The 19,416-nt window shown below is 47.4% G+C and carries 17 protein-coding genes; 12 read left to right on the plus strand and 5 right to left on the minus strand.

Annotated elements, in window-relative coordinates; all coding sequences use genetic code 11:
• Positions 1 to 6: 6 nt before the first annotated feature.
• Positions 7 to 195, plus strand: coding sequence for a hypothetical protein (locus tag ACYVJM_RS04795; RefSeq protein WP_461147055.1), 189 nt, complete (start codon positions 7 to 9; stop codon positions 193 to 195).
• A 71-nt stretch (positions 196 to 266) separates the two neighbouring features.
• On the opposite strand, the gene ACYVJM_RS04800 is transcribed toward ACYVJM_RS04795, so the two are convergent.
• Together ACYVJM_RS04800 and tilS are read right to left on the minus strand one after the other, a co-directional pair.
• Positions 267 to 2,540, minus strand: coding sequence for an OmpA family protein (locus ACYVJM_RS04800; protein WP_461147056.1), 2,274 nt, complete (start codon positions 2,538 to 2,540; stop codon positions 267 to 269).
• Between the two features lie 127 nt (positions 2,541 to 2,667).
• The gene (tilS, locus tag ACYVJM_RS04805) at positions 2,668 to 4,011 is read right to left on the minus strand and encodes a tRNA lysidine(34) synthetase TilS (protein ID WP_461147057.1); all 1,344 of its coding nucleotides are present in this window, start codon (positions 4,009 to 4,011) and stop codon (positions 2,668 to 2,670) included.
• Positions 4,012 to 4,044: 33 nt separating this feature from the next.
• Between tilS and ACYVJM_RS04810 the strand changes: the two genes are divergently transcribed.
• The 10 genes from ACYVJM_RS04810 (at position 4,045) to ACYVJM_RS04855 (ending at position 13,650) form a co-directional block, all read left to right on the plus strand.
• Positions 4,045 to 5,889, plus strand: a complete 1,845-nt coding sequence (locus ACYVJM_RS04810) for an OstA-like protein (protein WP_461147058.1) — start codon at positions 4,045 to 4,047, stop codon at positions 5,887 to 5,889.
• 95 nt (positions 5,890 to 5,984) lie between these two features.
• Complete coding sequence (locus ACYVJM_RS04815) at positions 5,985 to 6,638, plus strand: T9SS type A sorting domain-containing protein (RefSeq protein WP_461147059.1); 654 nt, start codon at positions 5,985 to 5,987, stop codon at positions 6,636 to 6,638.
• Between the two features lie 124 nt (positions 6,639 to 6,762).
• Positions 6,763 to 7,662: an outer membrane protein assembly factor BamD gene (locus ACYVJM_RS04820; RefSeq protein ID WP_461147060.1), complete on the plus strand. Its 900-nt coding sequence runs from the start codon at positions 6,763 to 6,765 to the stop codon at positions 7,660 to 7,662.
• 88 nt (positions 7,663 to 7,750) lie between these two features.
• Positions 7,751 to 8,065 carry a DNA-directed RNA polymerase subunit omega gene (locus ACYVJM_RS04825; RefSeq protein ID WP_461147061.1) on the plus strand — a complete coding sequence of 105 codons (315 nt, stop codon included), beginning with the start codon at positions 7,751 to 7,753 and terminating at the stop codon, positions 8,063 to 8,065.
• A 129-nt stretch (positions 8,066 to 8,194) separates the two neighbouring features.
• Positions 8,195 to 9,433 carry a bifunctional phosphopantothenoylcysteine decarboxylase/phosphopantothenate--cysteine ligase CoaBC gene (gene coaBC, locus ACYVJM_RS04830; RefSeq protein WP_461147062.1) on the plus strand — a complete coding sequence of 413 codons (1,239 nt, stop codon included), beginning with the start codon at positions 8,195 to 8,197 and terminating at the stop codon, positions 9,431 to 9,433.
• A gap of 18 nt (positions 9,434 to 9,451) precedes the next feature.
• Positions 9,452 to 10,357, plus strand: a complete 906-nt coding sequence (porD, locus tag ACYVJM_RS04835) for a type IX secretion system protein PorD (RefSeq protein WP_461147063.1) — start codon at positions 9,452 to 9,454, stop codon at positions 10,355 to 10,357.
• Positions 10,358 to 10,423: 66 nt separating this feature from the next.
• Positions 10,424 to 12,097, plus strand: coding sequence for a DNA repair protein RecN (recN, locus tag ACYVJM_RS04840; RefSeq protein ID WP_461147064.1), 1,674 nt, complete (start codon positions 10,424 to 10,426; stop codon positions 12,095 to 12,097).
• Positions 12,098 to 12,141: 44 nt separating this feature from the next.
• A complete protein-coding gene (locus ACYVJM_RS04845) occupies positions 12,142 to 12,597 on the plus strand; it encodes a viral A-type inclusion protein (protein ID WP_461147065.1) in 456 nt (151 codons plus the stop codon).
• Complete coding sequence (locus ACYVJM_RS04850) at positions 12,563 to 13,234, plus strand: SCO family protein (protein ID WP_461147066.1); 672 nt, start codon at positions 12,563 to 12,565, stop codon at positions 13,232 to 13,234. The genes ACYVJM_RS04845 and ACYVJM_RS04850 overlap by 35 nt, the downstream gene beginning before the upstream one ends.
• Positions 13,231 to 13,650, plus strand: coding sequence for a c-type cytochrome (locus tag ACYVJM_RS04855; RefSeq protein WP_461147067.1), 420 nt, complete (start codon positions 13,231 to 13,233; stop codon positions 13,648 to 13,650). The genes ACYVJM_RS04850 and ACYVJM_RS04855 overlap by 4 nt, the downstream gene beginning before the upstream one ends.
• A gap of 39 nt (positions 13,651 to 13,689) precedes the next feature.
• Here the strand turns inward: ACYVJM_RS04855 and lptC are convergent, their stop codons facing one another.
• The 3 genes from lptC to ACYVJM_RS04870 all read right to left on the minus strand — a co-directional run bounded on the left by lptC (position 13,690) and on the right by ACYVJM_RS04870 (position 16,556).
• The gene (gene lptC, locus ACYVJM_RS04860; RefSeq protein WP_461147068.1) at positions 13,690 to 14,259 is read right to left on the minus strand and encodes an LPS export ABC transporter periplasmic protein LptC; all 570 of its coding nucleotides are present in this window, start codon (positions 14,257 to 14,259) and stop codon (positions 13,690 to 13,692) included.
• Between the two features lie 229 nt (positions 14,260 to 14,488).
• Positions 14,489 to 15,793 carry a hypothetical protein gene (locus ACYVJM_RS04865; protein WP_461147069.1) on the minus strand — a complete coding sequence of 435 codons (1,305 nt, stop codon included), beginning with the start codon at positions 15,791 to 15,793 and terminating at the stop codon, positions 14,489 to 14,491.
• Complete coding sequence (locus ACYVJM_RS04870) at positions 15,750 to 16,556, minus strand: type III pantothenate kinase (RefSeq protein ID WP_461147070.1); 807 nt, start codon at positions 16,554 to 16,556, stop codon at positions 15,750 to 15,752. The genes ACYVJM_RS04865 and ACYVJM_RS04870 overlap by 44 nt, the downstream gene beginning before the upstream one ends.
• 520 nt (positions 16,557 to 17,076) lie before the next feature.
• Here ACYVJM_RS04870 and rho point away from each other — a divergent pair.
• Positions 17,077 to 19,341 carry a transcription termination factor Rho gene (gene rho, locus ACYVJM_RS04875; RefSeq protein WP_461147071.1) on the plus strand — a complete coding sequence of 755 codons (2,265 nt, stop codon included), beginning with the start codon at positions 17,077 to 17,079 and terminating at the stop codon, positions 19,339 to 19,341.
• Positions 19,342 to 19,416: the final 75 nt, after the last annotated feature.

Raw genomic sequence — 19,416 nt, forward strand, 5'->3', positions numbered from 1 at the left:
AATCGTATGAAAACGTCCATTCTGGCTGCCTTCGTCGTAGCCGCACTCGGTGTAAATAATGCCTCTGCCACGGCCCCATCGCAGACCAAGCCTGCCAGCAAAACAATGACAACGACGGTAAAGAAGTCAACGCCGGTTAAATCGACGGCGACGACCAAATCGGTTCATAAAAAACACGTTAAGACATCTGAATAGGCTTTGCCATCCCTAAAAAAAGAGACCCCGCCTGGCGGGGTCTCTTTTTTTAGGAAGTACAGTTTGTCCGTTTATTCGACGGCTATAATCTTGAACTCGGTACGTCGATTTTGCTGGTGTTCACCTTCCGAACAATTTACGCCATCGACACAGCCATTAATAATTTCAGATTCGCCATAACCCCGCGCAACCAGTCGATTAGCCTGCACACCTCTTGAAACCAGGTAGTCCATAGCGGCTCTGGCACGGTTTTCTGACAACCGGATATTGTAGGTGTCCGTAGCTCGGGAATCGGTATGCGACCGCAACTCGATCTTCATTTGCGGATATTCTTTTAAAATGGCCAGCACGTGATCCAGTTCATGAGCGGCATCGGCACGAATAAAGAACTTATTCAGATCATAATAGATATTTTTCAACTGGAATACATCTCCCACACCATACAGACCAAGTGAATCGGTAATGACCTGCGCTTTGCGTTTCGTTTTGTTGTATTGGGCTTTTTTAGTGGCGTATCGATCTTTTTGCGCTGTGATGGTATACGGAGCATTCGGTTTAACGTCAAACTCATAACCGCCATCCGGGCCTGTGGTTACGGTTTGCTCCGATTTATCTTTTTCGTTCCGAAGTGTCACTTTTACACCGGTTGCTGGCTGCTGGTTCACTTCTGTCTTAATTACCCCTTTTACCACCGTATTCTCGGAGCGTTCCAGGTAAATCGATACATTTAATACCGGCTTAGGTGACTGTGTGAGGGTTGAAAAACGAACGCTGTTTATGGCAAATCCTTCCTTGATGGCTCTGAATTCGTACTCCGCATTTGAATCTACACACAGGTCAGTGCGCCCGGCTTTATTCGTTACCCGAAGTTCCTGATTTACCCCATTTCGCAGAATACGAACATCTGCACTTTCGAGAGGTGTATTGGTCTTAGCATCATAAACCAGAATATTAAGCTGTTTGCAGGACCGCCTGAACGAATAAATATCATCATCACTGATCCCTTTCTTACGGTTACTGCTGAAGTAGCCACTTGTACCATTCTTGTCCGTAATGAAGCCAAAGTCATCTTTCTCTGAGTTAATGGGAGCACCGGCGTTTTGAACTCCTTTGTAGGCAATTCCATCTTTTAGCTCGGCCACGAATACGTCCAGACCACCCAAACCCTCATGCCCATCGGAGGAGAAATAGAGATTGCCACTTTCGGCAGCAAAAGGAAACATCTCATTGCCTTCAGTATTGATTTCTTTACCCATATTCACCGGACTACCCCATTGGCCATCCGTATATTCTACAACATAAATGTCCGTTCCTCCGAAGCCACCTGGCATATCCGATACAAAGTATAGCTTGCTATCGTCTGGCGCAAAAGCGGGGTGTCCCACCGAGTATTCACTGTTGTTGAACGGTAGTTCCTGTATATCGACCCACTTTCCGTTCTTATTGATAGCAGAATATAACTTCAGCTTTTTTACTCCTTCCGAGCTTTTTCCTGATTTTCCCTTGCTGGCGTTGTTGCGGGTAAAGACAATAACATTCTGGTCTTTTGTGAAGGTCATCGGCCCTTCGTGATATTTGGTATTGAGTGTCCGGCTAAAGATTTCAGCTTTCGACAAAGCTATATTCTCGTTTGCCGCTTCACCGCTTTCCTCCCTGGCTTCGGTACCACTACCTACTACCGCCGAATTAACCAGACCAGCTCCGGGCAACCGAAGTTGATTTGTATCGGGATGGAAGTATATATCCAGGAATGGCGTTTGATTCCAGTTGAACACGCGCTTGATCGCGCCCGACTCATCGCGTGAGGACACAAACACAAGTCCGCCTTTGTAATACATGGGGCTAAAATCGGCCTGGCGCGAATTAATGGGGAGGTTTTGAATCCTATACGAAGAAGAGTCCTGGTAAAACCGACTCATATCCATATACGAAACGGTAAAACGACGGCCGCGTAAATCCTGGGCCTGTTTTTCGCCATATTGACTGTACATTTTCTGCGAATCACGGTACTTCCCGTTGGCCGCCAGCGCCTGCGCAAAATAAAGATATATCTCGCTATCCAGATCGGTATAGGTTTTTACAAGTTCACCATACACTCGCTCAGCATTGCGGGTATCCTGAAGTTTACGGTAGCTGTACCCAAGTTTTATTAACGCATCCCGTGTATCAGCAGCGTCCTTCTTTTTGTCGGTCCGTAAAAATTCTTCATACGCCCGTACTGCACTGACGTAGCTAAGATTATCAAATTGCTTATTTGCCGCTCGTAGCCGCGTACTCTGGGCCTGAACAGTCAGACTCGACAAGGCTAATCCCGCAAGTAGCAGGATACACACAATTCGGTTCATAAATAGTAGTGAGTTGTAAGAAAATATGGGCTCATTCATCTAGCATCAAATAGAATGCCAACTTTTTAGACCTACTGGCAATTCTCATATCAGCCAGCTCATATAATCAACTCACCGACTATCAGATCTACTCTTTCAGACTCCATGTAAACTTCCCGATTCGGCGCGTGCTATTGGTGATTCTAAACGAATGGGCTATTCGACGCCCAATCACCCAGACAATTTCACTTCCCGATAGAAGTACAGCGGTCTGTTCACGTTCAGACCGGCTCAGTTTCAGATCATTCAGTAAGTCGCTAACCAATTTATATCCGTTTAAACCAATTGGTCGAATCTTATCCCCCTGTTGCCAGAGCCGAATCGTTAGCGGGAACGTTAGTTGATCAGCGTCAAGACAGGCTACCTCTGGCTCAGTCGGAATAGCATAGTCAATCGGTTTATTGAATACGTTGACCATTAGCGTAAAACGGTTTTCGACAAGAATAGGTCCATCCGGCCAATCAACCAGTTGAATTTCGAACTCGCCGGATTGTGCGACGGGCTCAAGCAGCAGGCCGTTCCGTTCGTGGGTTACCCGGTGGGTGGCCGACATAAACACTTGCCCCACTGGCTGTGAAAGCGCAGTAACTAATAACGAAGCCTGATCGCTTGTAAAGCCAAATGGCTTCATCCACTCCATCAGTCTAAAAGACAGCTCAGATTGGGCGAGCAGCTTGGCTCGGGGAAGCAGGATGGCACTCCCCCGAGCTTCGGCAGTTGCCTGCCAGGAGCGGTCCAGTTCGGCTCTCATGAGCGTTTCGGCAGCTCTCAACCGCTCAACGGTCCGGGGCAGTGTTTGCCAGAGACCAGGGTTCAGGTCGGTAAGCACAGGCACGACAAAGTGGCGAATTCGATTCCGGGCATATTTAGTGTCGGCGTTTGAGCTATCCTCCCGATAGTCCAGGTTATTCGCAGTTGCATAAGCCGTTACCTGATCCCGGCTGGCAAATAACAAAGGCCGTACAACCTGATTTTGGTGGGGTAGAATGCCATGTAAACCAGCCAATCCGGTGCCACGTGTCAGGTTGAGCAACAACGTTTCGAGAACATCATTCTTATGATGCGCCGTTGCCAGACAGGTATATGAAAAGTCGCGGAGCAATTGTGCAAACCAATCATATCGAAGTTCACGTGCGGCCATTTGAATGGACATACCCCGCTCACGAGCTATCGCCTTCGTATCGAAACGAATCAGGTGAAACGGAACCCCATAACGCTCGGCCTTGTTTTGAACGAAAACAGCATCAGCTTCTGAAGCGGCTCCCCGCATTGAAAAGTTAACATGAGCGATCGCAAACGGTTGGCCAGACCGATAGAACAGCTCTGCCATAACAATTGAGTCGATACCGCCACTGACTGCCAGAAGCACCCGATCGCTCGGTTTGAAGAGTTGATTGTCGTTAATAAATCCTAAAAATCCTTCTTCAATCATTTGGAGTCGGCACTAAGCCGTAGTTTTGTCACTATGATTCGTTTGCTTACCCGTTTTCTTGTCGCTTTCGTTCTCCTTGGTTCGCTACTTGTTTCAGCCGATTTGCTGGCTCAAGTGGGCGCTCCACCGTCCGGACGCCCATCAACGCCCGGTAGCGCAGCCGATAAAGTTGAGCTGCTGCCGGGTTCCGATAGTCTGGTTGGCATGAACGTACCCGGTCAGGTTGTTCGTAAAATATACAATAACGTCCGTTTTCGCCAGAAAGGAGTACTGATGTATTGTGATTTGGCTATTCAGAACGCAACGACGAATGTGATCGAAGCCTATGGAAATGTTCAGATCATTCAGGGAGACACCATTACCGTTAGGGGCGATACTTTGTTTTACTATGGCAATACCCGACAGGCAAACGTACGTGGTCGGGTAAGCTTACGCGATCGTAAAATGACGCTGACGACCGCTCAACTCGATTACGACATGCTGTCGGGTATTGCGCACTACCCTACCCCTGGTCGAATTGTTGACAAAGAAAACGTGCTTACCAGCCGGGAAGGTTATTACGACACCCGAACCAAACTGTTTACTTTCCGCCAGAACGTACGGCTGGTGAACACTAAAGGCACACTCACGGCTGATTCGCTGCTCTATAACTCCATAACCCGAATTGCTACCTTTCAGGGACCAACGCGCATAACCAATAAAGATGGCGTCCTGACGGCGGTAGCTGGTCAGTACAATACGACGTCCGGCATATCAAACTTCCAGCGAAGGGCGACGGTTGAAACGCCCAAGTACCGCCTAACAGGCGATTCGCTCTATTATGATAACGTATCGGAGCTGGGAATTGCTAAAGGCAATGTGATCATGGTTGCCAAAGATCGTCAGGCGGTGATTACCGGCGATCATGTTCGGTACAACGGCAAGGCCGGGATTTCGCGGGTAACAGGCCATCCCGTTGCCAAAAGCCTGGCTAATGAAGCGGCCAAAGACACACTTTATTTACGGGCAGATACCTTATTTTCTTTCGACAATAAGGTAACAAATACACGCCGGTTACTCGGCCAGAAAAACGTTCTTCTGTATAAATCAGACCTGCAAAGCAAGTGCGATTCACTCATTTACGACACCGCCGATTCAACAATTTATTTCTTTAAAAAACCGATTGTCTGGAGTCAGAATAAGTACCAGATGGAGGCCGATTCCATGCGGGCGGTGCTCAAAAATAACAGGATACAGACCATGTATCTGAAGGCGAAATCATTCGTAATTTCTCTCGATACACTCAAGAATTATAACCAGATAAAAGGGCGTACTATTACGGCGTATTTCGCAACTAAAATCGCGTCAACAACGCTGCATGCAGCAGGGCAGCCACCTATACAAGCTTCGTCCAAAACAAATTCTCCCCATTCTGTATCTACGGTTGCAACGAATGGCCTACCAAAGCGCGTATTGGCATCAAAAAGCAGTTCACCTGCGTCAACCACCGTGCTCAATCAGGAGCAGACAGTGCTGGATCGGGTGCTGGTTGATGGCAACGGACAAAGCATATATTATGCCGTTGATGAGAAGAATAAATTAATTGGCTTGAATCACGTAGAATCGAGCCGAATGAACATTGAATTCGAGGATAATAAAGTTGGCCGAATTCGGTTTTACGGCCACCCGGATTCTCAACTTATTCCGCCGAAAGAATTGACACCGGATGTCCAGCAGCTCGATGGTTTCCGTTGGCGGGAAGCGGAAAAACCAACTAAGAATCAGGTATTATGGCTTGAAGTACCCCCGGCGGAGCAACCGTTAATTAGAAAGCCATTAAAAAATAAGAGTACAAATAAACCTTTGGCCCAAAAATTGGTTCGAAAAGGTAATAATTGACTCATTTAACAATTTTTTAGACAACGGCCCGTTGACTTTGTCTTTCAAGATGAATAGGTTTGTGTTGTATAGATGTGTACCTGAAGTAGACTTACATGAAACAAATTATACTTATTGGTGTATTGATGGGCTTGCTAACCGCAGTTGCCCCGCTCCAGGCGCAGGTCGCCCAGCGGGATTCTGATGCGCGGAAAGGGAGCCGACTCGAACTGGGTCGTACCTCGTCAGTACGCAAACCAACAACTGGCTTGCCAGCCCAGCGATTCTCGATCGCTCCCAGCCCGTCTCTTTCGGGTTTGGACCGGTCGATGGCGTTGCATAAAAACAGTGCCATCAATGAGCATTACCGCTCGATCATGATGACGCATAGCGGGGCCAAAATTCCAACGCATACCACAGCGGCTGAAAGCACCCCAACAGTTGAAAGTGTTCCCCGGACATCGGCTATCGCTCAGGAAGGTAAAGCGGAAAATCGGCTGTATACCAACGAAAAAATATGGGTGTCCAACGCCTACCCAAATCCGGCTGACGACGTTGCTGAAATCGACTATCAGTTCAATGGAACGGGCGATGCAAAACTTGTTTTGCTCAACGTGTTAGGGGCTCCCGTGGCCGAATACGAACTGGAGCGCAATGAACGTAAAGTTCGAATTGGAACGCGCTTGCTCGATACCGGTTACTACCTCTATCAATTGTCGGTCGATGGCAAAAAAGTGGCGACTAAACGACTGCTTGTCCGCCATCAGTAAACCGGATAGTAATTGTTAAAATACGCTAAAATAAGTTGTATCCTTTATCCTTTCCAGCACTATACAGGGCTTCATCCTCGTTAATTCGATGAAGCCTTTATTTTTTTTGTATCTTTGCAAGCATATGCAAAACCGTCATATTGGTAAAATCCTGTTGGGGATTGGGGTCGTATTTCTGCTTGGCTCATGCAGCCCGTTTTCGAAATTGCAGAAAAGTGGAAGTGATGACGCGAAGTACAAAGGTGCGCTTGAATACTACAAAAAAGGCGAATGGTATCGGGCAGGCCTCTTGTTTGAGGAGTTGATCCCTGTGCTTAAGGGTAGTAACGAGTCTGAAATGGCTCAGTTTTATTATGCTTATACGCAGTATCAGCAACAGCAATATCTGCTGAGTGCCACGCTGTTCAAGAAATTTTATGAGACGTTTGCGCGGTCTGAGTACGCGCAGGAGGCTATGTATATGTATGCCTACTCGCTTTACAAAGATACGCCTTCTTTCAACCTCGATCAGTCCAACACTTTGACGGCGACGTCGGCACTTCAGGATTTTATCAATGCATATCCGGATAGCAAATACAAAGAGGAGTCGACCAAATTAATTCTGGAGCTGCGCGGGAAACTGGAGCGGAAAGCGTACGAGAAAGCCAAGTTGTACTATAAAACCAGCGGTTTCAACATTGCCTCTTACAAATCAGCTGTTATTGCCATCAATAACTTTCAAAAGGATTTCCCGGATTCTGAATACAACGAAGAACTGTCTTACCTGAAAGTTGACGCCGAGTTTAGCCTTGCGCAGAACAGCATGGAAATAAAGCAAAAGGAACGTTACCAGGAAGCGATCAGTTATCATCAGGCATTTGTTGACAAATACCCCAACAGCCAGTTCCTCAAGCAGTCCGAAAAGATGTTTGAAACCAGCCAAAAAGAAATTGAACGTTTGGATAAGCTGGAGCAGGAGCGTGAAAAAGAAAAGGCGCGATTAAAAGACGCCAACCGCCCAGCAAAAGTAACAGCGGCTAATTAATACAGTTTACGGGCTGAAGCGTGCGGTCACACTACTTCAAAACCCCAACGTTGATTGACTATTTACCAAATACCGACTATAAACTATTATGGCAACAAATCCATCAATTATCACCCGTAATAACGACAAGATTGCGGCTCAAACCGGAAACCTGTACGAATCGGTATCGATCATTTCGAAGCGTGCCCGTCAGATTGCCACTAAGAACAAAGAAGAATTGAGCAACAAACTATCGGAATTCGTTTCGGCGGTTGATAACCTTGAAGAGGTCTTCGAAAATCGGGAGCAGATCGAAATCTCCAAGTTTTACGAGCGCATGCCCAAGCCTACATCCATTGCTACAGATGAGTTTCTGGAAGGTAAAGTGTACTGGCGTTATAATGACGAAGAGGCTCAACAGTAAACCAACTGTATAGCTTTTCAATGACCGCACAGTATAACGCTGTGCGGTCATTGGTGTTTTATATCCGGTTACTGGCCATTGAGTTATTCGCAATGGAACCAGTAACTGATAACCATTAACCACCAACCAATGTCATTAGCAGGGAAGCGAATTCTTTTGGGTGTAACAGGCAGCATATCGGCCTACAAGTCGGCCTTATTAGTTCGGCTTCTCGTAAAGGCCGGTGCTGAGGTACAGGTTGTTATGACGGCATCGGCCCAGCAATTTATTACTCCCCTTACGCTGGCAACCTTATCGAAACGCCCTGTTTTATCGACATTCGTGAATATCGACTCGAACCGTCCCGGCGATGGACGCTGGAATAATCATGTTGACTTAGGACTCTGGGCTGACGCGTTCGTGATTGCTCCGGCCTCGGCTCATACGCTGGCTCGCTGTGCAATGGGTCTTTGCGATGATTTACTTTCAGCGGTTTATTTGTCGGCACGGTGTCCGGTATTTTTTGCACCTGCCATGGATGTCGACATGTACAGCCACCCTTCAACGGTCGACAACCTGCGTCGGCTTAGTAGCTTTGGCAATCACATTATCAAGGCCGAACATGGCGAGCTTGCCAGTGGTCTGGTTGGTGAAGGTCGGTTGGCTGAACCCGAAACAATTACTCGGATTTTAACCGACTTCTGGTCAGACACGCCACTGGGGGAACCGAGTAAACCAGGCGCTCTGGCCGGCAAACGGGTCCTGATCACAGCGGGGCCTACGCAGGAACCCATCGATCCTGTACGTTACATCAGCAATCATTCAACGGGTAAAATGGGATATGCCATTGCAAAAGCCTTTGCCGAAACCGGCGCCGAGGTAACGCTGGTGAGCGGGCCGACTGCCCTCCTTATCCCCGCCCCTGGTATAAAACGGATTGATGTCCGGTCGGCGCAGGAGATGTTCGAGGCCACGGAAGCGGAATTCAGCCGAGCCGATATTATTGTCCTGAGTGCCGCCGTAGCCGATTACACTCCGGCTCACCCTTCCGACCGGAAGATTAAGAAGTCAGAAACGTTTTTTTCGATCGAATTGACCAAAACAACCGACATTGCAGCGACACTTGGAAATCGCAAACAACCCGGACAGTTGTTGATGGGTTTCGCGTTGGAAACGGACAATGAGCAGGCCAATGCACTTAAGAAACTTTATGCTAAGAATTTAGACTGGATTGTGTTAAATTCACTTCGTGATTCAGGGGCCGGTTTCGGGCACGACACCAACAAGATTACCGTTATAGATAAAGACGAACAAATCCATGCGTTTCCACTTAAAACAAAAGACGAAGTGGCACTAGATTTGGTTACGTTAGTCGTAAAGTCGCTCTGACACAGTAAGGTCTCATCCATGAAAGCAATACGCATTTTACTGTTAGTTAGCTGTTTGGCGTCCTCGGCAAGCGCTCAGGAGCTAAACTGTCAGGTTACGATCAACTCCGATCAGCTATTTGCGCAGCAGAAAACTGATTTCTCTTACGTAAACCAGTTAAAAGGCATCATTACCGAGTTCATGAATAACCGGCGATGGAGCAACGACCAGTTTTCTGTAGCCGAACGAATTAACTGCTCAATAAACATAAACCTGCTGAAGTCATTGACACAGGGGGCTTTTGAAGCAACGGCGCAAATCATTGTGACTCGTCCTGTATATGGCACAACGTACGAAACAACTACGTTCAGCTATGTTGATCGGGCATTTAACTTTGTTTACTTACCAACAACACCCGTTTATTACCGGGAAAATCAGTTTTCAGACGACCTTACTTCTTTGCTGGCGTTTTATGCCAACATAATTATGGCTGTCGACTACGACACCTTCAGCAAACAAGGCGGAAATCAATTTATTCAACGTGCTTATGCCATTACAAATCTGGCCCAGCAAGGATCGCCTAATGGCTCCTGGCAAACCGGGGGCGACCGCAGAAACCGGTACTGGCTCATTGAGAACTTGCAGAACCAGCAATTATTACCCTTCCGGGATGGGCTTTACACCTATCATCGCCAGGGCCTTGATGTCTTTGCGGCTAACCCCGTGCAGGTTCGCAAACAAACGATAACCTTATTGAATACCATACGAACCATTGGCCTGCAACTACCGAATTCCGTTCTGATCAATTCGTTTTTTGATGCCAAGTCGCAGGAACTATTCAATATCCTTTACGAAGGAACACCGACCGAACGAAAACAGGCATTCGACTTATTGTCATTTCTCGACCCGGCCAAAACAGAAAACTACCGAAAACTAATCCAGTGAGTTACTGACGGTACGTAATTTTACCTTTATTTACCGCCCCTGCTCACTGTTAACTATTCGCTGATTTTGCTTTCGCATTTATTCATAAAGAATTACGCACTGATTGACGAACTGGAACTTTCACCCGACCGTGAACTCAATATTGTAACGGGCGAAACAGGTGCAGGAAAGTCAATTATTCTCGGTGCCATTGGGTTGCTGCTTGGCAACCGGGCCGATACACGCGTCTTGTATAACCCCGAACAGAAATGTATTATCGAGGGAACATTTGGCGTATCCGGCTACCGAATCGAGCAAATCTTTGACGACGAAGAACTCGATTATTCAGATACATGCATCGTCCGTCGGGAAATTGGAGTGAGTGGTAAGTCACGGGCGTTTGTTAATGATACGCCCGTAAATCTGGAAACGCTTCGACGAATTACCAGCGAAATGATGGATATTCACTCACAACACGATTCGGTGTTGCTGGGCTCGAATGAATATCAGCTGGAAATTGTAGATACCTACGCACAAAATGAAGCGTATTTACGTACCTACCGAGCTGACTATCAGGTTTATCGAACTAAAAGAACGCACTATGACCAGCTTCAGTCTGAGGCTTCGGCTATGCGGAAAGAGTTCGATTACAATAACTTCTTGTACGAAGAACTGGTTAAAGCGCAGTTACTGCCCGATGAGCAGGAAACGCTTGAGCAGGAGCTGACAATCCTGGAAAACGCTGAAGATATTAAGGAGCGCCTGCAGGTAGCTTACGAATACCTGGACAATACAGAACAATCGGTTATCGACTTCCTGAAAGGTACGGTTAGTAATCTGACCTACATCAGCAAGTTATCTAACCAATACGAACAACTCCTGCAACGGGCCCAGAGCAGCCTGATCGAGCTGCGTGACCTGGCGGATGAAATAAGCGTTGAGCAGGACCGTGTTGACATAGACGATACCCGCGCCGATACGATTCGGGAACGCCTGAACCTGATGTACCAGCTTCAAACCAAACACCAGGTTAAAGACGTAGCGGGGTTGATTGACTTACGTAACGAACTTGGTCAAAAGGTAAGCAAAGTTCTTAACCTGGACGATGCCCTTACCGATGCCAAAGCACAGGCGGAAGCGGCTCGGACTCAATTGCAGATTAGCGCTGATGCGTTATCTGCCTCCCGGAAAGTCGTTTTGCAGTTAATTGAAAGTGAGATTGGCAAACTCCTCAACGACTTGGGTATGCCAAATGCATCCCTGAAGATCCAGGCAGAAACCAGTAAGCCCAGCTTAACGGGCATTGATACCATTTCTTTTTTGTTCAGTGCCAACAAAGGTGTCAAACCCCAACAGCTGAAAAACGTAGCCTCGGGTGGCGAGTTTTCCCGGCTTATGATGGCCATCAAGTACATTCTAGCCAGCAAGCGCTCCTTACCAACCATCGTTTTCGACGAAATTGATGCAGGTGTGTCCGGTGAAATCGCCATCAAGATGGGGAACATGATGCGCGATATGGCCCATAGCCACCAGATCATTGCCATCACTCACCTTCATCAGATAGCGGGACAGGGTACGGCACACTATTTTGTATACAAAGATCATTCGGCTGCGAAAACGGTTAGCCGAATCAAGAAACTGTCCCTGGATGAACGCGTCAATGAAATCGCTCAGATGATTGGCGGCAAAAATCCTTCAGCCAGTGCGCTTAAGAATGCACGTGAAATTTTAAAACAACGCCCTACGTCAGCTGTCAAATGACGTAAGGCGTACCTAATCTAATTACCCTTACTATTTCCTAAACTATGACACAACGTTTCCTTGCCTTTGCCGGGCTGCTTCTGGTATCCAGAAGTTTTTACGCGTGTAAATCAGCAGAAGACACCGTTAAAGAAGCAGAAAATGAAGTTTTTGCCATTCATGATCAGGTAATGCCTAAAATTGATGACATCATGAAACTTCGCAAACAACTTAACCAACGCATCACATCTTTGGATAGTCTGAAAGCAAGCGGCTCCACGGCAGCAACCCTCCGCACAGACGAAGAGCGAGAACAGGCACAGCGATTACGTACTAATTTAGCCGTTGCTGATAGCCTCATGATGGATTGGATGGGCCGATATAACGGCGATACACTTGCCAAATTATCTTCTGACGATGCCCTTCGTTATTTAAACGGGCAAAAAGATCAAATCACCGATGTTAAGACAAAAGTTAATACCAGCATTGAACAGGCTCGCCAGTTTTTGGGCAAAAAATAGCGTTTGGATTCTCGTTCTCAGTACCTGTGGCCTGCTTGAGGCCTGCAATGGTTCATCCGGCGACACGCTGCCTATTCTTGGCCAGCGGGAGGCAGTTACCAAAGTAGTCAACGGTAAATCTGTGACAGATTCAGTTTATCAGTCTGTTCCGGATTTCAGCTTTCTAAATCAGTATGGCGATACGGTTACGGCCAAAACCCTCGATAATAAAATCTACGTCGCAGATTTTTTCTTTACCACTTGCCCTACAATCTGCCCTAAAATGAAGGTGCAATTAAAACGGGTATACGAAAAATTCAAGGGCAATCCCGAGGTGATGCTCCTTTCGCACACCATCGATCCGGCTCACGATTCGGTGGCTGTTTTAAAGGAGTTCGCCCAGAATCTGGGGGTTACGGGCCACCAATGGCTATTTGTAACGGGCGACCGGGAAAAGATTTACGACATTGGCCAGAATAGCTACATGGTGACGGCTCAGGCCGATTCTACTGCACCGGGTGGCGTTGTGCATAGCGGTGCGTTTATTCTGGTCGACAAAGCCAAGCATATTCGCGGCATTTATGATGGCACAACTGAGGATGGTGTCGACAAACTAATGAATGACATGGATCGGTTATTAGCCGAATATAAAAAATGAGTCGACTGACAGGAATAGTAGTAGCGGGTATCCTCTTCATCAACTTGTTTTCCTGCCAGAGCGATGAAGAAATAAAGCGGCAGCGGTACATCACTGAGGGAATTTTTCTCTATAAAAATAACTGTGCCAACTGCCACCAGAACAAAGGAAAAGGACTGGCCGCCCTATACCCACCCCTTGCTGGTTCAGATTATTTGAAAGATAAGAAAAGCGTTATTTGTTTAATTCGGTACGGTCAAAAAGGCCCGATTGTCGTAAACGGGAAGCATTACAACCGCCCGATGCCTGCTCAACCGCAACTGAGCGATCTTGAAATAGCGGAGATTGTTACCTATATCTACAAAGAATGGGCGGGCGAAACGAAGATAACTGACGTTAAAACTGTTACACCAATTCTGGAGCAGTGCAAACAATAAACGTATCTGGTCAACTACCGGGGCAGTTGACCAGATACGCTAAATTCCTCCCTCCATATTAAACACGCCGGTTGGCTTTCGAATCGAATACTGACTGAAGTCCTGATTCGCATCCAGGCCAATGCCGTAGAGTTTTTCGCCTGTCAACTGGCTGAGAATCGTAACGCGTTTATCGGTATATACCTTCTTGGTCTGCGGCTTCCAGCTTAGTTCGGGCGTGAGTAATTTCTCCTGTTTTTGTTTGTTAACAACCACAACATTGCCCGTTACAACATACACATCTTTGGCTTTGTCGTAGCGTCCGGAATCGGAGCGAATAGTGGTTATTTCCTCCCCCGCGGGATTATAGAATACTATATTGACTGGCTTAGGATAGCGCCGATCATCGTTAATGTACCGAAACTGCTTCGCGGTTGTCAGCTTTACTTTTAATTTGGCAGCCTCACTATAGAGTAGCTTTACATCATTTATTTCCTCAATCGGCCCTGAATATGGATTTACTTTTTTAGCTTGTTTAGTCTCTTCGCAACCGAATAACAGGCACGAAACATAAACAATACAGCTTACTCTGAGCAGCCTATTTTGTAACCAGGATACTTTTGTATTCATTCTATTAGAAGCTACATCACTCATTTAAGTTCTTAACAGAAAGTAAAAAACTGGCGGTAAACCCCATTTGATTAGTTTGTCAGGCTATCAGTAAATTAACAAGTAGCCAGCGACCTATACAGTAAAAAAGCAGATACTCACAGAGAAAGGTCTGCGCTTATCTGCTTTTATAATTTGCTGGCTTACAAGTCGCAGACAGAATGCCGATCCGCTACGTGCTTTACCGAAATTAGTCAACGGCTATCTTACGGAACCATACGTCATTCAGGGAGAATCCAAGCCCGATACGTACATATTGTTCCTTGATCTGCGTACCAGACAGTACGCCCCGCTGTCCGCCGACCAGAGATAGCGTTAAGTGATTTACAAAATAAGCGCCGAGTGGTAAAGAGATTCCCAAACTACCGTTAACATCGGTAAGTTGCGAACCACCGGCCATGTAAGGTAATTTGTTGTATTGGAACCCCGCCCGATACGTGATTAAATCGCGGTACCGGTTGGATGTTGGTTTGGGAGTATACTCAAGCCCGGCGGCAACATTCATCCCATCGGCCAGATTACCGGGTTTGTTTTCTGCAGTTCGGAATTGACTCCACTTCTGAAAACCAACATCGACGCCCAAAAGCAGCGTATTCCCTTTTTCGATACTTGCGCCGAAATGCATCTGTTGAGGTAAAGTAGCCTGGGCATTCGAATTAAGCCGCATCGTATCAGGCAACGAAATCGCCTGACCCGTTAAAGTCGTTTGCTGGTAGATATCCGTTTGTGATGCCTTGATACGTATTTGCGGATCGTATGTAGCGCCCAGATTAAGCGTCCAGGTATTGTTTAGCTTAGGTCGCCAGACTGCGCCAACCTTCCCGATAAGATCACTGTAATTTGCTCTGTTCAAGTGCGTCACCCGAATATCAGAACTACCGCTAACGACGGCTCTGGCATCAGACGAGTTGGTAATATTACCAAACAGGAATGACCCTTCTACCCCCAGATATATATTTTTGGTAACCCTGAATCCATTAGCGAATGTAACTTTATTTAAACCACCTTTCCCTGTATAGTTATATTCTGCTGTGTAAGGTGTTCCGGCAACGGCCTCTACTTTCTGAATGTTGTAGTTTACATAGGTGTACGGTTTCAGGCTAAGCGACATATTCCAGCGCGAGTTTGCCGGGAATGACAAGGCCAGATACCCTAAGTTTGCCCCAAAATTACTCTGGCTCTTAGTGCTGTTACTAATTGTCTGACTTATTGATTTTGATTGACCCATCAGACCAACCTCAAATATCGTGAATCGGCCTCTACGGGCTAAAAGGGCAGGGTTTTGCAGATTTAGATAGAACGCGTTGGTATTACTGATACCTACATCGCCCATACCCATGTTTGCGACATTGCCGGGGCTGTACAGTTCTCCAATACCCAGCGCCGAATACGGGGAGTTCCCTAATCCCTGCGCCATTACCATGGGCGATGTCGCGGCAACAGCCAGCAAACTATGCGTTAACGTCTGGCGTATTCGCTTGTAAATTCTCAACATTATAGCGTAAAATTCGATTCAATCCAATCAGCACCAATTCAGGCACTACAAATATCGGGGGTTTAAGACGACTTTCAAAGGAAGATGCATCACCCCCGCACAACAGCACGACAATACCCGGTATTTCCCGACGATAGTTTTCGATCAGGCCGTTCATTTCCAGAGCCAGACCGTTCAACACACCACTCTGCATAGCTTGCCGGGTGTTCTTAGCGGTCAGTACTGGCCATGCCTCCGTTACGTTAACCGGAACATCAACCAAAGGCAGGCGGGCCGTTTGCTCATGCATGGCCCGAAAGCGCATGTGTACCCCCGGCGAAATGAGCCCCCCCTGAAATACCAAATCACGATCGATAACATCTGCCGTCAGACAGGTACCCAAATCGAGAATCAGGCAATCCTGGTTGGGAAACAACGTTGTAGCCCCTACCGCTCCAGCTACCCGATCGGCTCCCAGTGTGGTGGGGGTGTCGTAAGCGTTGCGTATGGGTACGGGCGTTTGGCTATTCAGTATCCATACATTGGCTCCCATCCCGGTTAGCTGTTGCGTTATTTCATCGCCGGACCGACTTGTTGAAGAGACCAGCACCTGCTTTACCGGACGCTTCTCAAAGTCGTTTAACATCGCGTCAACTGAGCTATAGAATTCGACATCCAACAAGTCCGGACCGGCAAACCAGCCAGTCTTCAACCGCGAGTTTCCCCAATCAATAACAAGATACCTGTTTGTCGTTGGGGAATCATAAAGTAGTCTGGTTTCCATTTCTGTCTGCTAAGGTCAACGTTTTATCGGAAACAAAATTTGTCATTCCCCGTTGATTTAAGGATTTTTAACGGCATAAAAATCCCCCCGGTTATTGAATAAAAAAACGACTGTGGAAACATTTATATCAGAATAACGTTATGATGTTAAAATCGGAACAAAATACTATCTTTGCTACCATCAATCCGGTCAGCAAGTAGTGCTTCTACCAAAGCAGCGCCCATCGCTACGGCGGACCTCCGTTTTCCAAACGTTTTAACAACCTCCGCGTCTGGCCCCACCAGGCGGTTGTGTTTGGATTAAGCAAACCACCCCAATTTATAGTTTAGGTTTATTTTCATCACGTAATCGCTTGAACCTGTTTAGGTTAATTTGGCTTGATAAATCAGTGACCCCGCTTTTAGACTTGTAGTCGTCTGCCAACTTGCCTGTTAAAACGGCCCATTCATACAACAAATCCCATACTTTCATTCTTACCGCTTCGGCGGTCCTATTTAGGTTTATTGCTAACCTGACCTCTATGTTTAAGAAAGAAGAATTAGATATGAAGCTCCTTTCGGAGCTTCACCCCATTGCCGAGCAATTTGGCATTCGTAACATCAGCAAATTCACGAAAGAAAAACTCGTTTACGAAATTATAAAGCAACAGTCCGAAAGCCCCGCAGCTGTTGAAGAGACTCCTTCTCCAGAAGAGGCTCCCCGTCGTGGACGGCGCACAAAACCCGTTACACCAGCCGATGCAGCCCCAGCACGTCTTCCCGAAGAGAATTCACCTGCAGCAGATACATCTGCGGCCGCTACGATAGAAACACCCGCTTCTGAGCTTACCAGGCCCCGGCAACGGAGTCGGCGTGAACGCGATACGGTGGTTAATGAAACGGTATCCCCTACCGAATCCGTTCAGGCTCAGGAGAACCAAACCGAGGCATCCGTCTCAACAGCACCGCCCTCGGCTACCGTTGAACAGACACCCGTTTCACCCGCATCGGATTCGGCTTCACCTGCTGAAACCAGCCCAACCGGGCCGGCACCCGAAACACCACAGGCCGTACGCCAACCCCGCGAAAATCGGGAACGGATCGTAAACCCAGGTCAGCGCCCTACTTCGTTTAACCAATCCGTTCGCAATCGTAACGAGGGTGATGGCTCACCTTCCGACCGCAATTTCCGGACGGGAAATCCTCGAAATGACCGCAACGGTAATGGTCGCCCGGATCTGAACCAGCAACGCCCCCCCCGGCCGGATGGCTCAACACAGGGGCCACGGGATGCCCGCCCTCGCTTTGATGTAAATCGCGACCGCAATAGCAGTGATAGTTCACGCGACAATTCACAACGCAGGGATCAACGGCCTCGTACACAGCGTATAGTTACTGATGAATCGGGCCTGAACTATGGGGGTCAGCCAGACGAGGAGTTCATGACACCAACGGTTGTTACAGAAGATAACGCGGCTAATATGCAGACAGCAGGCCAGTCAGTTGCGACAGAAACAACTGCCGTGGCCGAGCCAACCGAAGCACCGTCCGAAACTCAGGAAGGTCAGCCTCAGTCAGAATCCAGCCAGACCGACCAGCCTGCTCAGCCCCAGCTTTCTCAACCCTTGCGGGAGGCTCAGGAATACCAGAATCGGATACGTCGGCAGTACAATCAGCATATTCGTGAATTCGACGGCATTATTGATAACGAGGGCGTATTAGAGATTATGCAGGATGGCGGCTACGGTTTCCTACGCTCAGCCGACTACAATTACCTGGCTAGCCCCGATGATATTTATGTATCCCCTTCGCAAATCAAGCTGTTTGGTTTGAAGACCGGCGATACTGTACGGGGAGCTATTCGCCCACCGAAAGAAGGTGAAAAATATTTTGCACTGCTCCGGGTATCGACGGTTAATGGCAAGACGACGGAAGAAATCCGGGATCGAATTCCGTTTGAATACCTGACTCCACTTTTCCCGGAAGAGCAACTTCATCTGAGCAACCGCCCCGAAAATTATTCTTCCCGCGTACTGGACCTGTTTGCCCCTATTGGTAAAGGACAGCGTGGTATGATCGTGGCTCAGCCCAAAACCGGTAAAACAGTTCTTCTGAAGGAGATTGCCAACGCCATTACAAAGAACCACCCGGAGGTGTACCTGATTGTCCTGCTGATCGATGAACGGCCCGAAGAGGTAACCGACATGGCGCGCAGCGTGAACGCTGAAGTAATTTCATCAACCTTCGACGAACAGGCCGACCGGCATGTAAAAGTATCGAGCATGGTGCTTGAGAAAGCGAAACGGATGGTTGAGTGCGGTCATGATGTAGTGATTCTGCTGGATTCAATTACACGTCTGGCGCGGGCTTACAACACCGTTGTTCCATCGTCGGGTAAAATACTATCGGGCGGTGTTGACGCGAATGCTTTACACCGGCCCAAGCGTTTCTTCGGAGCAGCCCGTAATGTAGAAAATGGTGGTTCACTTACCATCATTGCTACGGCATTGATTGATACGGGTTCTAAAATGGATGAGGTTATCTTTGAAGAATTCAAAGGTACTGGTAACATGGAACTTCAACTCGACCGTAAGCTGGCTAACAAACGCGTTTATCCGGCTATTGATGTCATGGCATCGGGTACGCGTCGTGAAGACCTCTTGCTGGACAAAGAAACGCTGCAGCGGGTCTGGATTCTTCGCAAACATATGTCGGATATGAATCCTATGGAAAGCATGGACTTCCTGTTGGGCCATATGAAAGGTACACGAAGCAATGAAGAGTTTTTAATCTCGATGAATCGATAGGTTCTAAACTCATTTGAAAGGCACAGGAAACAGGAAGTTGTTTAAGCTCCCTTTTTCTTGTGCCTTTGCTTTTAC

It is taken from the genome of Spirosoma pulveris, from assembly GCF_054781875.1.